A 16,810-nucleotide genomic window follows, 5' to 3' on the forward strand; every position below is an offset into this window, starting at 1 on the left:
ACGTCGTTAGGGGCGGGAAATCACCAGGCGACGCGCAGCAGGGACGGGCCGCGCACGATCACCCCGTACTCCCATTTCACGCCTTCGCGCCCGTCCGCCAGCCGCAATTCCGGAAACCGCTCCAGAATCGCCTTCAGCGCCTCCTGCAGTTCCAGCCGGGCCAGCTGCGCCCCGATGCAGTGGTGCGGGCCGTGCCCGAACGCGACGTGCGGGTTCGGACTGCGGGTCAGGTCGATGACGTCCGGATTCGCGAACACCTCCGGGTCGCGGTTCGCCGCGTGCAGCGCGGGCAGCACCGGATCGCCCGCCCGCACCACGACGCCGCCGATCCGGATGTCCTCACGGGCGTACCGGGCGAACATCGCGGCGGTGTTGATGGGCACCCACCGCAGCAGTTCCTCGACCGCGGTCGGCATGATTTCCGGCTGCGCCCGCAGCTGCGCGAGCAGTTCCGGCTGGGTCAGCAGGGTGAACACGAAGCTCGGCAGAGCCGAGGAAACCGTCTCCACGCCGCCAGTGAGCAAGCCCGCGCCGGCGATCGAGATCAACTCGTTCTCGCTGAGCTTGTCCCCGGCGTCGCGGGCGTAGACGAGCGCGCCGAGGAGATCGTCGGTCGGGTCCTCGCGGCGTTGCGCGACCAGTTCGGCCACGTAGTTGTCCAGCTGATCGCCGTAGACGTCGAGCACGTCGCCCTTCGCCGTCGCGTCGCTGACCAGCGCCTGCGTCCACTCGCGGAAGATCGTGTGGTCTTCCTTGGGCACGCCGAGCAGGTTGCAGATCACCGTGACCGGCAGCGGCCGCGCGAGATCCTCGACGATGTCGCCGGGCGCACCGTTCTCCATCATCGCGTCGATCAGCTCATGCACCAGCGTACGGACGCTTTCGCGCATCGCCTCCAGCCGGCGCGCGGTGAACGCCTTCATCACCAGTCGGCGCAGCCGGCTGTGATCCGGCGGGTCCATGCCCATGATGCCGTCGCCCATCTGCTGGCGGCGCATCCGCGGCTGGTCGAGCCCCTGGGCCAGTTCGCGGCTGAACCGCGGGTCGGCGGTCACCAGCTTGACGTCGGCGTACTTCGTCGCCAGCCACGCTTGCTCGCCGAAGGGCAACTGCACCCGGCTCATCGGCTCGTCGTGCTGCAACTGGTGATAGGTCTCGGATACGGACGTCTCGTGCATGTCGAACGGATACGCCCGGACAGTCCGGCGAGTGCTCATCGCGAATCCCCTCCGATCGCGGTCATCGGCTGCTCCAATGCCTGGGTGTCGTGGGTGTGCTGGACGTAGGAAAGCGCCGACATCAGCGTCGACGAGGTGATCCGGCCGCTCGGCGCGCGTTCGGCGATCCCGCGCAACGGCAGCGAACCGAGTTCGGACCAGCCGAGCCGGCCCTCCGCGTCGAGCGTGCTGCGCGCCTGGCCCGCGTTGTCCGGATGCAGGCAGTACGGCACGTCGAGCAGTCCGCGTTTGAAGGCGACCACGAGCGCGCGGTCGAGATCGGCGTGGCTGTTGAGGACCGCGTCGACCAGGGCGTAAGCCTCGCGGTAAACCTGGTTGTCCTCGTCCACGATGGCCTTGATGCCCCGCGCCGACGCGGCCGCGTGTTCAAGCGCGGTCACGTTCTCCGCGACGGTCGGGATGCGGTGCGCTTCGGCGGCGGTCTTCACGATCAGCCGCTCCGAACCGGTGCTCATCGCCAGCTCAGCGGCCTTGCCCAGCAACAACATCGCGCCGTCCGGCGTGCGCGGGAAGAGGCCCATGTAGGCGTAGATCACTACGTGCCAGGTCGCATCCGGTAGCAGCTCGGCGCACAACCGGCGCAGCGCGGCGACAGCTTCCCGGTCCTGCTGAAGGTTCGTCTGCTGCGCGTAGCTCACCGAAATGCTGCGCACGCCCTTGCGGTAGAAGAACAACGCCTCCAGCACGCTGATCGCGACCAGCTCGCTCGGCGGGCAGAGCTGTCCGAGCATGCAGCCGCCGAAGGTCTCCAGATGCGGACGGCCGCCCGGATGCTCGGCGTCGACCAGCAGCTCGCAGCAATACGCCCAATTCCGCACGGATTCGTCGAGCGGCGTGCGGCTGTAGGGCAGGCAGTAGGAAATCGGGCCGCCTTCGGTGGCGTGCAGACCCGCGGCGATCATCGCCCGGAAGATGTCTGACGGCCGGGCCGAACCGTGCCGGACCTGGACCGGGAAATCCGGGCCTTCGAGGCCGTCGAGCATCGCCCGGGTCACCTCGGGCGGATGGTTGACGATCGGGTAGCCGTTCAGCGGAATTCCGTTGCGCAGCGCGTGTTCCGCGGATTCGGTGTCGCGGACGCGGGTGTAGCTGTCGAGCGTGAGCGTGCCGACGGTCGCGGCGTTCGCGCGTTTGGTCGCGACCAGCCCGGCGCGCATCGCCGCCGGACTGTCGAACCCCATGCGCGGTTGCACGACCAGTTCCCCGGCCGCGTGCCGTTCCGCGACGAACCGCTCGAAGCTCACGCTCCCTCCAACTGGCTGACGCCGCCGGGAAGCGTGGCCGCGAAATGCCGGAACGCGGCGGCGTTCTGCTCGTCGAAGACTCCGTCGAACCCGGCGAACAGCAGTTCCGCGGTCTGCTCGTCCGACAGCGGACCACCGGTGCCGAGCTTGCCGCCGATGACGATCGGCAGCCGGCGCAGCTCCGGCAGCGCCCGAAGCCGTTGCACGACCCGCAGTCCGTCCTGGTAGCCGTGGCCGTTGACGCTGCTCAGCACCAGCATCGCCGGACGGCGGCTCACGCATTCGGCCTCCAGCAACTCGTCCGGCACGCACGCGCCGAGGTTGACGACGTCGAAACCGAGTTCCCCCACGAGAAGTTCGAGGTAGACGAGGTTCCAGGTGTGCGAGTCCGACGCCATGCTGCTCACGATCACCGTGCGCGCACTCGGCTCCTCGATCACGCTGCCGCCGTATGCGCGGACTTCCTCGCTCATAGCGAAACCTCATAGGCTCGCTGGTAGTCCAAACGCGACACTGAGACGACCTCGTCGCCGCGGACCACGACTTCAGTCGGCGCGGGACGGCCGAGGAAGCTGATCAGACTCGCGGTGACGCCGTACGCACCGACATTCGGCACGGTAAGCAGGTCGCCGGCGGACAGCTCGGGCAGCTTCGCGGTCTTCGAGAGCGAGTCGCCCGGAGTGCACAGTGGACCGACGAGCTGCCCCGGCTGGTCTCCCGTCTGCTCGACTCCGACCGCGGCAGGAAGCAGGCGCCCGATCCCGGAAAGCCCGCCGACCACGTTGATTCCGGCGTCGAGAATGACGAACCGGTGCCCCCGGCTCTCCTTCACGTTCACCACCCCGGCCAGCAGCGTCCCGCAGGTGCCGGACAGGTAGCGGCCGGACTCGCAGGCCAGCTCGACCTCGCCGCTGCGCCATTCGGGCAGGTAGAGGTCGAGCAGCTGCGCCAAACCGGTGCGCAGCTTCGGGTAGTCGGTGCGCTCGCCCGGAACCGCATACGGCGACGAGAAGCCGCCGCCGATGTCGAGCAGTTCCAGCGGAAGCCCGGTTTCCTGGCGTAACTGCGCGGCGGACTGCAGCACGAACTCGTACTCGCCGAGCAGCGCGTCCTCGTCCTGCGCGTTGCTCATGGTGAAGAAGTGCGCGCCGACGACCTTCGCCCCGGAGACCGCCTTGAACAGCGGCATTAGCTCGGGCAGCGTCTCGGCGTCGACGCCGAACTGCGATGGACGGCCCATCATCCGGATACCGGTCGACGCGCTGCCCTGCGTGGTGTTCACCCGCAACAGGCACCGCGCGACGGTGTCCTGCCGCTGCGCCGCGGCCCCGACGTGCTGCAGGTCAGTCAGCGATTCCACAGAGAACAGCCGGACGCCCGCGGCGATCGCCGCGTCCAGCTCGCCGTCGGTTTTGCCCGGGCCGGTGTAGAGGATGTCCTCCGCAGCGAACCCGGCGGTCAGCGCGTTGGCCAGCTCGCCGGTCGAGCTGATCTCCGCACGGCAACCGCCCTCGCGCAGTTCACGGGCGATCTCCGGATGCGGGTTGGCCTTCAGCGCGTAGTAGACCGCGAACCCCTCCGGGAGCAGCCCGAACAGCTGATCGCGCGACTGGGCGGTCACGTCCAGGTCGTACACGTAAGCCGGCGTGCCGTACCGGGCGGCCAGCTCGTCGTACTTGCTCATTTGCGGGCACCTTCCACCAGCAGGGCGAGTTCCTTGGTCGCGTTCTTGCCGTGCGCGGTCAGCGGGAACTCGTCCACGACGTGGCACAGCGCGGGCACCTTCTGCGGCTCAAGCCGCTGAGCCAGTTCCTTGAGCACGGTGGTCGGCGGCAGGTCGCTCTCCACGCAGATCGCCAGGTCCCGCGTCTCGCTCGGCGGGATCGCACCCGCCGCGCGCACGCCCGGGATGTCCATCGCGGCCGCCTCGATCTCCAAAGTGGACATCCGGATTCCCTTGCGCTTGAACATGTCGTCGCGGCGGCCCTCGAAGTAGAGGTAGCCGTCGTCGTCGAGCCGGCCGTAATCGCCGGTGTGCAGCCGCAGCTCGCCGGTGGCCTCGTCGCGGCGGAAGGCTCGCGCGGACAGCTCCGGGGCGCGCCAGTAGCCGGGCATCACGTGCGGTCCGGCGGCCACGATCTCGCCGATTTCCCCAGCGGGCAACGAAGTTCCGTCGGCAGCGAGAATGTGCACGGTCGTTCCGGGCAGCGGAAGGCCGGACGAACCCGGCCGCTCCGCGTCTTCCTCGGGCGGCATGATGGTGATCCGCTTGCACTCGGTCTGGCCGAACTGCCGGACGACCCGCACGCCGGGGAAAGCGGTGCGAAGCTTCTCGATGGTCGAATCCGGCAGCGCCGCACCGGTGTTCGTGAACAGCCGCACCGGAGCGGGTTCGCCGCTGTCGCGCTCGGCGAGCGTGGCGATCATCGTCGCGAGCGAAGGCACGATCGGGACGACCGTCGCGCCGACCTCGCGCATCCGCTGCAGCAGGCGGAGATCCGACTCGGCGTCGGCCAGCACGATCTCGCTCCGGCCCAACGTCGAGAGCAGGACTTTGTAGAGGCCGTAGTCCCAGGACATCGGGAACCGGCAGAAGACGACGTCGTCCTGGCGGTAGCCGAGCACCGCCTGGATCGCGCCGGCCGCGAAGGTGACCTGCCGGTGCGGCCCGATGACGCCCTTGGGCGCGGCCGTGCTGCCGGAGGTGTAAACGAGTACCGCGACGTCGTCCAGTTCGACCTCAGTGGGCTCGACGCGCGTCGCTTCGCGGTAAGCCTTCTCGACTTCCGTCCACAATGGAGCGAACTGTCCGGAATGGACGACCAGCACCGGTTCGGCGTTCTCGACGACGGAATCGAAGTGGAACTGCTTCATCGCCGGGTTGATCGGCACGAATACCGCGCCCCGGCGGGAAGTGCCGTGGAAGAGCGCGACGAGCGCCCGGTCCGTCGGCAGCTGCACCACGACGCGATCGCCGCGCCCGACCCCGCGCCGCGCGAGCACCGCCTCCACCGCGTGACTCCAAGCGGCCAGCTCGGCATACGTCCACACCCCCGTCCGGTCGCGCACCGCGGCGGCGTCCGGCGCGCTGGCCGCCGCCGCGTCGAGCAGGGCATGGACGAGAGAACCGGATTCGTTCACGACTGCCACTCCCGAAAGGATTCGTAGAATCACCGTGCCTGCGCGGGACAGCTCCCCGACGTCGGAAAGTTATCCGCGCGCAGGCGGTGATCCACACCCCTAACGGCCCCTAGCTGGCGCTCTGCCGGTCCTCGCGCAAAAGCCGTGAAGGGCTCCTCGCAGGAATCTGGTTCCCGCAAGGAGCCCTTCACGGACGCGTCAGGCAGGGACGGGACTCAGCAGGTCGGCGGCGCGGGCGGCGAGCGTCTTCCGGTCGATTTTGCGGTTGGAATTCAGCGGGAACGCCTCGACGTGCTCGTACCGCCGCGGGATCACGCCCTCGGGCAGCACCGCCCGCAACGCCCGCACCAGTTCGAGCACCGGCCGCTGCGGCCCGGTGTAGAAGACGAACAGCTCGGTCCCGCTTTCGCCTTGCACCCCGAGCGCCACCGCGTCCACGCCGCAGTCCCGCAGCGCGTGCTCCACCTCGGTCAGCTCCACGCGCCAGCCGAGCACCTGCACCTGCGAATCGAGCCGCCCCAGGTACGCCAGGTCGTCCCCGCCGAGGCGGCGCACGCGGTCGCCGGTGCGGTAGAACCGGCGGCCGTCGCGGTCGAGGAACCGGCCCTTCTCGTCGGCCGGGTCGAGATAGCCCGGCGTCAGCTGCGGGCCGGCGATGGCCAGTTCGCCCTCGCCCGCCTCGTTCTCGTCGAGCAGCAGGTACTCGTGTCCCTCGTGCACCGCGCCGATCGGCACCACGCCGTTCACCGCGATCCGCGGCGTTTCCTCGTCGTCCCACCGGTATCCGGCGACGGTGATGGTCAGCTCCGTGGGCCCGTAGAGGTTCTCGGTCACGGAGTTGCCCGCCGCCGCGCGCCAGTCCGCGGTGTCCCGGACGGTCAGCGCTTCCCCGGCGAAGAAGCTCCACCGCAGGCCCGGCATCGCGCCCGGGGCGAGCCGTCCGGTGCGGCGCACCAGGTCGATCGCGCTCGGCGTGGAGAACCACACGGTGAGGCCGCGTTCCGCCACGAACGCCGGCACGTTCCGGTATGCCGCCGCGGGCAGGACCACCGCTTCCGCACCCGCGCCCCACGCGCAGAAGAGGTCGAACATCGCGCAGTCGAAGTTCAGGTCGAACGTCTGGGAGAAGACATCGTCCGGCGTGAAGTCGTACCGCGCGTCGAGCAGCCCGAAGTAGTGCTCGGTGGAGCCGTGCCCGATCCGGACTCCCTTCGGCCGTCCGGTGGACCCCGAGGTGAAAAGCACGTACGCGGAATCCTCGGCCCGCACGTCCTTCGGCGCGGTCAGTGCCTGGTGCGGCTGCAACTTGGTGCTTTCCGGAGCCAAGACGGTCTTCACCGGCGGAGCCACGGTCAGGCCGCGTTCGTCGGCGATGAGCGCGTCCACCTCCGCCGCCTCGACCATCTGCGCGGTCCGGGCCGCCGGAAAGTCCGGCCGCAGCGGGACGACCGTCGCCCCCGCATACAGCCCGGCCAGAATCCCGGCGTAGGCGGTCACGCCCTTCCCAGCTAGCACCCCTACCGTGCGTGCGCCGGACTCCGCCAGCGCACCGCCCCACAGCAGCGCCCGCTCGTGCAGCTCGCCGTAGGTCAGCGACTGCCCGCCGACGCTGACCGCGGGCCGGGACTCGGAACGGGCCAGCCCGCGCAGAAACCGCGCGTGCAGTCCCGAGGTGGTCGTCGTGTCCATCGTGGTCCTCCGCATACTGTGCCGATCGCTGCTGACCCGACCACAGTCACGGCCTCATGGCTTCGCGGCAACGGTTGCGTTCCGGGTCGGGGGTCGGCCTTCTGGTGGCCGGATGAGCAATAGGGGTCCCGACGCGTCGCCCGGACACGGCGGCGCGGGGTAAGGTTCAAAACCGAACCGGGCGGTCGGTTTCCCTGCCTGGTGAAGTGCCCGACCCAGCCACCGGAGTAGCCATGTGGGACAGCTCTTTCGACGAAGTCCTCCGTCCGTACCTGCCGTTCCTGCCCGCCGACGAGGCGCTGAAGCCCGAGACCCCGCTCAAGGAGTACGGCCTCGACTCGCTCGCCACCGTGGAACTGCTGGCCGTGCTGGAGGAGAAGTACAACGTCCGGTTCTCCGACGACGCGCTGAACCTGGAGACGTTCGAGAACCCCGGACGCCTCTGGACGACGCTGTCGCACCTGCAGCCGGCTAGCTGACCCGCGAGGGACCCGCGCCGCGCCGCCGCGGCTGCAGCGCGAGCCGCGGGTTCACCGTGGTCACCTCGAACCGGCTGGTCGTGGCCCGGACACGGCCGAACAGCGTGTCCGGCCCGGCCACCCACAGCTTGCGCACGCCGAGCTGTTCGAGCGACGACACGACGTCCGGCCAGCGCAGCGGCTCGACGATGCTGTCCAGCAGCATCGTGCGGACCTGCTCGCCGGACCGCAGCACCGAACCGTCCTGGTCAGCGACGATCGGAAGGAGGGGATCATGGAAGTCGAGGCCGCCGAGCACCTCGTCCTCGGCCTTGCGCCGCAACGCGCCGAACGCGCGCGAATGCAGCGGAGGACGCATCGTGTACAGCGACAGCCCGCCCATGCCCCGCACGGTCTGCTTGAGCCAGTCGAGGTTCCGCTCCCGCACCGAGACCATGTAGAAGTCGTGGTCGATGTAGCAGGAGATGTCCGACCATTCGCCGCGGCCGTCGAGTTCGGTCAGCGCGTCGCGCAGTTTCTCCTCCGGCGTGCGGACGAACGAGTGCGTCACGACGTCGGTGTGCTCGGTCGCGAAGAACTCCTCGAGGCACCGCGCGAGCTTCGCGGTCATCCACACCGCGTCCGGGAAGGTCAGCGAACCGGCGTACACGCTGGCCGGTTTCTCGCCGAAACTCGGGCCGGTGCAGTAGTCCGGGCTCATCCCGTACTCCTGTTCGGCCCATTCGGCGAGCGCGACGCAGGTGAGCATGAACCCGACCTGGGCGTACTCGGAATAGTCGCCCTCGGCCTCGCGGAAGCGGTCGACCAGCGAGTAGCCCAGCCGGTCGTCGGCGTCCTTGATGAGCCTGCGCGCGAACGGGTTGATGAGCAGGAACTTGCCGAAGTCGACGAACCGGCACGGGCTCATCCCGGGGAACACGACCGCCGATCCGGCCTGGCTGGCCTCATCCATGACTGGCGACCTCTCTTTCGGCGGGGGAATGGACTTCCTGCAGGAATCCCAGCAGGACTTCGCGGAACCGTTCCGGCTCCTCGAGATGGGGGACGTGGCTCGACTCCGGGAGGATCTCCCAGCGCACGTCGTGGATCCGGTCGTAGTACGGCTGCACGGTCGCCGGGGTGGCCTCGTCGTGCGCGCCGGAGATGAGCAGGGTCGGCGCCTCGATGTCGTCGAGGCGGTCGATCACCGAATAGTCCGCGAGCGTGCCGGTGACGGTGAACTCGCTGGGGCCGTTCATCACCGAGTAGACGGTGTTGTTGTCGGCCATCTCCATGAACGAGGCGAGATAGTCGGCCGGCCACGGCAGGACCCGGCAGACGTGCCGGTCGTAGAAGACGCGCATGAGGTCGAAGTACTCCTGCGTGTCCGTCGTGCCGGCGGCCTCGTGCGCCCGCAGGCCCTCGTCGACGCCGGGCGGCAGCAGCGCGCGCAGCCGGTCCATCTCGCTGCGCCACAGCTCGTACGACGCCGGCGAGTTGGCGATCACCAGCCCGCGCAGGCCGTCCGGGCGCTCGGCGGCGTGCCGCGCGACGACCAGGCCGCCCCACGACTGTCCATAGAGGACGTAGTTGTCCTCGATGCCGAGCCGGTGCACCAGGTTGTCCAGCTCGTCGCCGAACAGCTCCGGATTCCAGAACCCCGGTTCGGCGTCCGGCAGCCGGGTGGACCCGCCGCTGCCGAGCTGGTCGTAGTGCACGACCGGGAAGCCGTGCTCGGCGAGTCCGGCCAGGCTCAGCAGGTAGTCGTGCGTGCTGCCCGGCCCGCCGTGCACCACGACCACGGCGGGGGCCGCTCCTCCCGGTTGCCCGGTGATCCGGTACCAGGTGCGGTGCTCGCCGAACGGGACCCAGCCTTTCGCGGTGGGCGCCACGGCCATGCTCATCACCTCGTTCGCTTCCCTCGTGCCTCTCCGGCGCGGCGCGGCCGGATCCGGATACCTGTCTATCCGCCGCGGCCCGCGCGCCACTAGCCCCTAAGGGGCATCTAAAGCCGGTCCAAACCCGCCTTCCCCGCGCCGGATTCAGGGGCCCCTACCGGGTGGGCGAGGCGGCCGCGCGGACCTACCGTTTCCGTTGTCCTGCCGCACCTACGAATCCCGGAGCTGCCGCGATGCGCGTGATGCTGATGGTCTTCCCGACGAGGACGCACGTTTACAGCATGGCTCCGCTGGGCTGGGCGCTGGCCGCGGCCGGGCACGAGGTGCGCTTCGTCGGGCAGCGCAACCCGCGCGAGGTCGCGTCGTTCGCCGAAACCGGGTTGGACGCCATGTGGTTCGGCGACGAACTCGACATCGCCCGGCACCGCCAGCTGCAGGTCGACGGCAACAACGCGATGCAGGGCGACTTCCGGATCTCCGAAAGCCGTCCCGAGCGCTACACCGACGAGTACGTGCGCAACGTGTACGAGCACTGGGTCGACGTGTTCCGCTGGACCACGCCGGATTCGCTGCTCGACGAACTCGTCCGCTTCGCCCGGCAGTGGCAGCCGGACCTCGTGGTGTGGGACCCGATGATCTACGCCGCGCCGATCGTCGCGCACGCGCTCGGGGTGCCGCACCTGCGGATGATGTACGCCGCCGACCAGACCGCCCGCATCGGCGCGCAGTACCGCGACCTCAGAGCCAGCCGTCCGGAAGACACGTCGCCGGACCCGTTCGTGACGTGGATGTCCGCCGCGGTCGGCCGGTTCGGCGCGGACTACGACGAAACCCTCCGCTACGGCGTGCGGACCATCGACTGCCATCCGTCCTATCTGCGGTACGACGGCGTGGACGTCGACTACCTGCCGGCCCGGTTCGTGCCGCAGAACAAGCCGATGGCGATCCCGTCGTGGGTGCTGGAGCAGCCGGAGCGGCCGCGGGTGATGCTCACCCTCGGCATCTCGAACCGGCAGGTGCTCGGCGTCGAGGAAACCTCCGTCGGAGACCTGCTGGACGGACTCGCCGATCTCGACCTCGAAGTGATCGCCACGCTGAACGCGAGCCAGCTCGCGTCCGTGCGCACGATCCCGGACAACGTCCGCGCGGTCGATTTCGTGCCGATGAACGAACTCCTCGCTTCGTGCTCCGCGATAGTGCACCAGGGCGGCGGCGCGACGATCGGCAACGCGGTCGTGAACGGCGTCCCGCAGCTCGTCATCCCGGGCACCACGTGGAGCGAACGCGGTTCGGCGGTGGCTCAGGTGAAGCGCGGCAACGGCTTGCTGGTGGACCTCGAGGACGTGACGCCCGCGAGCGTCCGAGCGGGAGTGCGCCGGCTGCTGGAGGAACCGTCCTTTCGGGAATGTGCGCTCGAGGTGCGCGACGAGATGCTGGCGACGCCCACCCTCGACGACCTCGTGCCGGAACTGGAACGGATCGCGCGATGCCCGTGACGCGGCCGCCGACCATGCGGACGATCGGGTTCCTCGTGCTGAGCCTCCCGATCCGGCTCGCCGCGTTCGTGCTGATCCTGGTGACCATGCTCGTCGGGGTCGCGACGACCATGCTGTGGATCGGCATCCCCGTTCTGGTGGTCGCGACCTCGCTGATGCGTTCGTACTGCGCCTTCGAACGACGCTGGGCGCGCCGGATGCTCGCCGTCGCGATCGCCGAACCGGTCCGCCGCCGACCGGCCGGACCGGGCCTGCTCCCGGTGTGGCAAGCGCGGTTGCTCGACGCCGCCACCTGGCGCGAATTCGCCTTCGTGCTCGTCGCTTTTCCGTTGGGCATCGTGGAATTCGTGGCGGGCGTCGTGTCCATCGCGGTACCTCCTTTCGGGATTTTCGTGGCCCCGGGGATCGGGACCATGCACGGCGAACTGGCGACGTCGTTCCTCGGCCCGAACCGCACCGCGCAACTCGAGGCGCGCACCCAGCAGCTGCGGAATTCGCGTGCGCGCGGAGTCGACGCGGTGGAGGCCGAACGGCGCCGGATCGAACGGGACCTGCACGACGGCGCGCAGCAGCGGCTGGTGTCCGTCGCGATGAGCTTGGGCCGCGCCCAGCTCAAACTCGACCTCGACGACCCGGCCGCCGTCCGCGAACTCATCGGCGCCGCGCACGCCGACGCCAAACTCGCTGTCTCGGAGTTGCGTGACCTCGCGCGCGGGATCTACCCGCCGGTGCTCCAGGATCGCGGCCTGGACGCGGCGTTGTCTTCTCTTACCGCAAGAATGCCTGTCCCGATCGAGGTCGAGGTTACCGTAGAACCCCGTCCGCCCGCACCTGTCGAGACCACGACTTATTTCATCGTGAGCGAAACGCTCACCAACGTGACCAAACATTCCGGCGCCGACCGCGCGTCCGTGCGAGTGACCCGCGACGACGACACCGTGGTCGTCGAGATCACCGACAACGGCCACGGCGGCGCCTCGATGCGCCCCGGCGGCGGCCTGGCCGGCCTGGCCGACCGTGCCGCCACGATCGACGGCGTGCTCACCGTCGTCAGCCCCGCCGGCGGCCCCACCGTCGTGCGGGCCGATCTGCCCGTCCGCTGGTGAATCCTGTTGTGGAGGCGAGAAAATGCGCGTCGTGATCGCGGAAGACTCAGTACTGTTGCGCGCCGGGGTGCAAAGCCTGCTCGCGGACGTCGGCATCGAAACCGCCGCCGCGGTCGACAACGGCGACGACCTGCTGGTGGCGATCCGCGACCACCGCCCCGACCTCGTCATCGCCGACGTCCGGATGCCCCCGACCTTCACCGACGAGGGCCTGCGCGCGGCTTTGGCCGCCCGCAAGGAAATCCCCGGCCTGCCGGTGCTGGTGGTGTCGCAATACGTCGAAGGAAGCTACGCGGTGGACCTGATCGCGGAAGGCACCTCCGGCGTCGGCTACCTGCTGAAGGAACGAGTCGCCGACGTCGCGGACTTCCTGGAAGCGGTCCGCCGCGTCGCCAGCGGCGGATCGGCCATCGACCCGGACGTGGTCGCGCAGATGCTGTCGCGCAGCCGGGACCCTTTGGAGGCGCTGACCGCACGCGAAACCGAAGTGCTGGCCCAGATGGCACAGGGCCTGTCGAACACGGCGATCGCCAAGGCTTTGGTGGTGACCCAGGGAGCGGTCGAAAACCACATCAGCAACATCTTCGCCAAGCTGGGCCTGGAAGCCAGCCGGGACGAGAACCGCCGCATCCGCGCCGTCCTGACCTATTTGGACAGTACCGCGGTGCATGCTTGATTCACCGGATCGATACCGTGCAGATGTTCGACTGGCGGCGGTAGCTTGGAGACATGGATCTTGGACCTGTCCCCGTGTCGTCCGTTGCGGACGAGGTAGTTGTTCTCCTGTGGCGCAAGGCTTTCGCCGCCCGCCGCCGATCGCTCTTGCCGTCGAGATCGCCCCTTCGCCCGGGCCGGTTGCTGCGAAGACCGACGTTCCGCGCAGCCGCCGTCTTGCGGAAAGCCCGCATCTCACTACGCCGATCCGGGCCCCGCTCCCTCACGCCCTCCGCGAGCCGAGTTACCGCGCCCGCCAGCTCGTCGCGGGAACAAACCTTGCCGACGGTCGCCGAGGTGCTGGCACAGCAGCTTCCTCGCACCCATTACCCGCTGCCTGACCAGCCGCGGCCAGCGCGACGAGGAGGGCAGCCAGTTCTAGGTCGTCCGGATTCCCCCGCACAACACGTACTGCGGGGATTGCCACCCCATCGCGCGGTGCGGCAGCTGGCTCAGCAGGTCCGGAGTCGGCCGAATCCCCCTGCCCTGCAGAGGCTTCCGCGCCAGTCACGCTCGCAGACCCATTCACCGCAGCACGCCGCGCCTCACCCGCCCTGGCAACCCACCAGCCATCCGAACCTCCCCGGGCTGCAGGAACTTCCAAACCTGTCGCAGACCCGGCCGCCGGAGCACGCCGCGCATCACCCGACCCGGCAACCCCACAGCCAACCGAACCTCCCCGAGCTGCGGGGACTTCCACTCCAGCCGCACCCGGAGTCCCTGCTACCGAACCACGCCGCGCATGATCCTGCCCGTCAGCGCCAAAGGCAGAATCCCTCTGTCCCGCGAGGAGTTCTACCCCAGCCACAGCAGCTGACTTTTCCTCCGCAGCACGTCGCGCTTGATCCGGCCCGGCCGAATTCCCTTGCGCCGCAACAGCTGCCGCATCAGTCACGTCCACACACCCCGCGACCGCAGCACGCCGCACATCGCGCGCCAGAGCAGATTCCAGGCCAGCGAATTCCCCCGACGCCGAAGGAAGCTGTGTCCTGGCCCCACCTGCGTCCCCTGCCGTCATCCCGCGCGGTTCACCATGCGTCTCGTCCGGGGCCAGGCCAGCAAGTTGCCGCTGCTCCGCAGGAAGTTCCGCCGCTTCCGATCCGCCAACATCCTCGGGCGATGCGACCGCGCGAAGCTCTCCACTCGGACCGGGTCCAGCCGAATCCTCCGGCGTCTCGACCGCACCAGAACCGCCGGGCGGCCCAGCCGATCCGTCCTGCCCCGCAAGCATCCCCGGCTCAGCCGAGCCACCGGAACCCGCCTCGTCAACCGAGGCGCGAACCCCCAACCTCGGATCCGCCACTCCAGCCGACCCCATCGCATCCCCCGTTCCTCGACGCGCGACCCGGACCGCCATCACATCGGCGGGTTCCCGTGCTTGCGCGCCGGAACGTCGGCGTGCTTGGCCCGCAACATCGCGAGCGACCGGATCAGCATCTCGCGCGTCCGGCCGGGCTCGATGACGTCGTCGACCAGTCCGCGTTCGGCCGCGTAGTACGGGTGCATCAGCTCGGTCTTGTATTCCTTGATCTTCTGCCGTCGCACCGCGTCCGGGTCGTCGGCCGCGTTGATTTCGCGGCGGAAGATCACGTTCGCCGCGCCTTCCGCGCCCATCACCGCGATCTCGTTCGTCGGCCACGCCAGCGAAACGTCCGCGCCGATCGACCGCGAGTCCATCACGATGTACGCGCCGCCGTAGGCCTTCCGCAGGATCACCTGCACCCGCGGCACCGTCGCGTTGCAGTAGGAGTACAACAGCTTCGCGCCGTGCCGGATGATGCCGCCGTGTTCCTGGTCCACGCCGGGCAGGAAACCCGGCACGTCGACCAGCGTCACCAGGGGAATGTTGAACGCGTCGCAGGTCTGCACGAACCGTGCGGCTTTCTCGCTCGCCTCGATGTCGAGGACCCCGGCGAGCGTCGCCGGCTGGTTCGCCACGATCCCGACCACGTGTCCCTCGAGCCGGGCGAGAGCGCACACGACATTCGTCGCCCAACCGGCGTGCACCTGGAGGAACTCGCCGTCGTCGACGATTTCCTCGATCACCGCACACATGTCGTACGCGCGGGCCGCGTCGGTCGGCACCACCTCGAGCAGCTTGTCCGTGCGACGGTCCGCCGGATCAGCGGTCGGCTCGACCGGCGGCGCCTCGTTGTTGTTCGACGGCAGCAACGAAATCAGGTACCGCACGTCCTCCAGGCAGCTGGGTTCGTCGTCGTAAACGAACGCGGCGACCCCCGACGTCGAGGCATGCACATCCGCGCCGCCAAGACCGTTCCGGGTGATCTCCTCGCCGGTCACCGCGTGCACCACGTCCGGCCCGGTGATGAACATCTGCGAGGTTTCGCGCACCATGAACACGAAATCCGTCAACGCGGGCGAGTACGCCGCCCCGCCCGCGCACGGGCCGAGCATCACCGAGATCTGCGGGATCACTCCCGAAGACCGGGTGTTGCGCTGGAAAATCCCGCCGTACCCGGCGAGGGCCGTCACGCCCTCCTGAATCCGCGCACCGGCGCCGTCGTTGAGCGACACCAGCGGAGCGCCGGCCGCCGCGGCGAGATCCATCGCCTTGTGGATCTTCTGCGCGTGCGCTTCGCCGAGCGCGCCGCCGAAAATGCGGAAGTCGTGGGCGTACACGAAAACCGTGCGCCCGTACACCGTGCCCCAACCGCACACCACGCCGTCCGAATACGGCTTCCGGTGTTCGAGGCCGAAGGCCGTCGCGCGGTGTCGGCGCAAAGACTCGATCTCAGTGAACGAACCGGGGTCGAGAAGCAACTCGATGCGCTCGTGCGCGGTCAGCTTGCCGCGGTCGTGCTGCCGGTCGGTCGCGGCGTCGTCGGGACCGCGTCGCGTGGCTTCCTTGATCTCGCGCAGTTCCTCGAGCCTGCTGTCGAATCCCGCCGCCAATGCCTCAGACATGCGCCCGCCCCTTGTCGACCAGCCGATCGGTCAGATACCGGAGAATCACGTTCTGGTGGCGGGTCAGGAAGAAGTGCCCGCCATCGAGCGGGACCAGCTCGAAGCCCGCCGAGGTGTGGTCGCCCCACGACCGGACCTCGTCGACCGAAGCGACCGGGTCGGCGGTTCCGGTGAACGCGACCACCGGGGCGGCCAGCGGCGCGCCCGGCTGGTACCGGTAGGTCTCCACGGCCCGGTAGTCGTTGCGCACCACGGGAAGGATCATCCGCACGACGTCGTCGTCGCCGAGCAGGTCCATTTCGGTGCCGCTCAACCGGCGCAGCTCGTCGATCACGCCGTCGTCGGTGCGGGTGTGCACGTTCTCGTTCCGATGCCGCGACGGTGCCCGGCGGCCGGACACGAACAGCGTGTCCACCGCGGTGCCCGCGGCCTCCAGCCGTCGGGTCACCTCGAAGGCGATCATCGCGCCCATGCTGTGCCCGAACAGCGCGAGCGGCAGGTCGTCGCGGCCGCGCAGCAGGTCGGCGATCCGGTCGGCCAGCGCGTCGATCGTGGTCAGGAACGGCTCGTGCCGCCGGTCCTGGCGGCCCGGGTACTGCACCGCCAGCACCTCGATGTCCGGCGTCAGCGCCCGCGAAACCGGGAAGTAGAACGGAGCCGAACCTCCGGCGTGCGGCAAGCACACCAGCCTTGCCTTCGCCTCGGGCGACGTGTGGAAGCGGCGAAACCAGCTGTCCTCGTCGGAATGCGCGCTACCCGTCATGTCGTCCCACCGCCTTTCCGACGTGTGCGCCGGGACGACCCGGCCACGGGATCCTTCTTCGCCGACCCACGCTAGCCGCGCCTCAGCGCGCGCAACGACCCCTAACTCCCCCTAGATCCACAATGGACAGTCACGCCG

Annotated in this window: 15 protein-coding genes; 4 read left to right on the plus strand and 11 right to left on the minus strand. The window is 69.2% G+C overall.

The features are described from left to right. Window positions 1-20: 20 nt before the first annotated feature. The 6 genes from L942_RS22680 to L942_RS22705 all read right to left on the minus strand — a co-directional run bounded on the left by L942_RS22680 (window position 21) and on the right by L942_RS22705 (window position 7,312). On the minus strand, window positions 21-1,217 hold the full coding sequence (locus L942_RS22680; RefSeq protein WP_037363871.1) for a cytochrome P450: 1,197 nt from the start codon (window positions 1,215-1,217) through the stop codon (window positions 21-23). Beyond that, window positions 1,214-2,482 (minus strand): methylaspartate mutase, encoded by a 1,269-nt coding sequence (locus L942_RS22685; RefSeq protein WP_037363873.1) that lies wholly within the window; start codon window positions 2,480-2,482, stop codon window positions 1,214-1,216. Before L942_RS22685 ends, L942_RS22680 begins: the two co-directional genes overlap by 4 nt. Next, the gene (locus tag L942_RS22690) at window positions 2,479-2,955 is read right to left on the minus strand and encodes a cobalamin B12-binding domain-containing protein (RefSeq protein ID WP_051166164.1); all 477 of its coding nucleotides are present in this window, start codon (window positions 2,953-2,955) and stop codon (window positions 2,479-2,481) included. Before L942_RS22690 ends, L942_RS22685 begins: the two co-directional genes overlap by 4 nt. Next, window positions 2,952-4,166 (minus strand): alanine racemase, encoded by a 1,215-nt coding sequence (locus tag L942_RS22695; RefSeq protein WP_037363876.1) that lies wholly within the window; start codon window positions 4,164-4,166, stop codon window positions 2,952-2,954. The genes L942_RS22690 and L942_RS22695 overlap by 4 nt, the downstream gene beginning before the upstream one ends. Then, window positions 4,163-5,632, minus strand: a complete 1,470-nt coding sequence (locus L942_RS22700; protein WP_235079331.1) for an AMP-binding protein — start codon at window positions 5,630-5,632, stop codon at window positions 4,163-4,165. Before L942_RS22700 ends, L942_RS22695 begins: the two co-directional genes overlap by 4 nt. A 189-nt stretch (window positions 5,633-5,821) precedes the next feature. Beyond that, window positions 5,822-7,312 carry an AMP-binding protein gene (locus L942_RS22705; RefSeq protein WP_037363878.1) on the minus strand — a complete coding sequence of 497 codons (1,491 nt, stop codon included), beginning with the start codon at window positions 7,310-7,312 and terminating at the stop codon, window positions 5,822-5,824. A 233-nt stretch (window positions 7,313-7,545) separates the two neighbouring features. On the opposite strand from L942_RS22705, the gene L942_RS22710 reads away from it, so the two are divergent. Continuing rightward, a complete protein-coding gene (locus tag L942_RS22710; protein WP_037363880.1) occupies window positions 7,546-7,791 on the plus strand; it encodes a phosphopantetheine-binding protein in 246 nt (81 codons plus the stop codon). On the opposite strand, the gene L942_RS22715 is transcribed toward L942_RS22710, so the two are convergent. Together L942_RS22715 and L942_RS22720 are read right to left on the minus strand one after the other, a co-directional pair. Continuing rightward, on the minus strand, window positions 7,784-8,743 hold the full coding sequence (locus tag L942_RS22715; protein ID WP_037363882.1) for an ACP S-malonyltransferase: 960 nt from the start codon (window positions 8,741-8,743) through the stop codon (window positions 7,784-7,786). The genes L942_RS22710 and L942_RS22715 overlap by 8 nt on opposite strands. Continuing rightward, window positions 8,736-9,668, minus strand: coding sequence for a proline iminopeptidase-family hydrolase (locus L942_RS22720; RefSeq protein WP_037363884.1), 933 nt, complete (start codon window positions 9,666-9,668; stop codon window positions 8,736-8,738). Before L942_RS22720 ends, L942_RS22715 begins: the two co-directional genes overlap by 8 nt. Window positions 9,669-9,901: 233 nt before the next feature. Here L942_RS22720 and L942_RS22725 point away from each other — a divergent pair, with 233 nt between their 5' ends. Genes L942_RS22725 through L942_RS22735 form a run of 3 tightly spaced genes read left to right on the plus strand, consistent with a single transcriptional unit; the run spans window position 9,902 to window position 12,946 of the window. Next, window positions 9,902-11,164 carry a nucleotide disphospho-sugar-binding domain-containing protein gene (locus L942_RS22725; RefSeq protein ID WP_037363887.1) on the plus strand — a complete coding sequence of 421 codons (1,263 nt, stop codon included), beginning with the start codon at window positions 9,902-9,904 and terminating at the stop codon, window positions 11,162-11,164. Further along, window positions 11,155-12,270 carry a sensor histidine kinase gene (locus L942_RS22730; RefSeq protein ID WP_037363889.1) on the plus strand — a complete coding sequence of 372 codons (1,116 nt, stop codon included), beginning with the start codon at window positions 11,155-11,157 and terminating at the stop codon, window positions 12,268-12,270. Before L942_RS22725 ends, L942_RS22730 begins: the two co-directional genes overlap by 10 nt. A gap of 22 nt (window positions 12,271-12,292) precedes the next feature. Next, window positions 12,293-12,946, plus strand: coding sequence for a response regulator transcription factor (locus L942_RS22735; RefSeq protein WP_037363892.1), 654 nt, complete (start codon window positions 12,293-12,295; stop codon window positions 12,944-12,946). Between the two features lie 282 nt (window positions 12,947-13,228). Here the strand turns inward: L942_RS22735 and L942_RS44980 are convergent, their stop codons facing one another. From L942_RS44980 to L942_RS22750, 3 genes are read right to left on the minus strand one after another with little or no spacing between them, the layout of a single operon-like run. Next, complete coding sequence (locus L942_RS44980) at window positions 13,229-14,341, minus strand: acyl-CoA carboxylase epsilon subunit (protein ID WP_326929355.1); 1,113 nt, start codon at window positions 14,339-14,341, stop codon at window positions 13,229-13,231. Next, complete coding sequence (locus L942_RS22745; protein WP_037363899.1) at window positions 14,341-15,909, minus strand: acyl-CoA carboxylase subunit beta; 1,569 nt, start codon at window positions 15,907-15,909, stop codon at window positions 14,341-14,343. The genes L942_RS44980 and L942_RS22745 overlap by 1 nt, the downstream gene beginning before the upstream one ends. Then, complete coding sequence (locus L942_RS22750) at window positions 15,902-16,672, minus strand: thioesterase II family protein (RefSeq protein WP_037363901.1); 771 nt, start codon at window positions 16,670-16,672, stop codon at window positions 15,902-15,904. Before L942_RS22750 ends, L942_RS22745 begins: the two co-directional genes overlap by 8 nt. Window positions 16,673-16,810: the final 138 nt, after the last annotated feature.

Origin of the sequence: Amycolatopsis orientalis DSM 43388, assembly GCF_000411975.1 — a bacterium.
Lineage (GTDB): Bacteria > Actinomycetota > Actinomycetes > Mycobacteriales > Pseudonocardiaceae > Amycolatopsis > Amycolatopsis orientalis_D.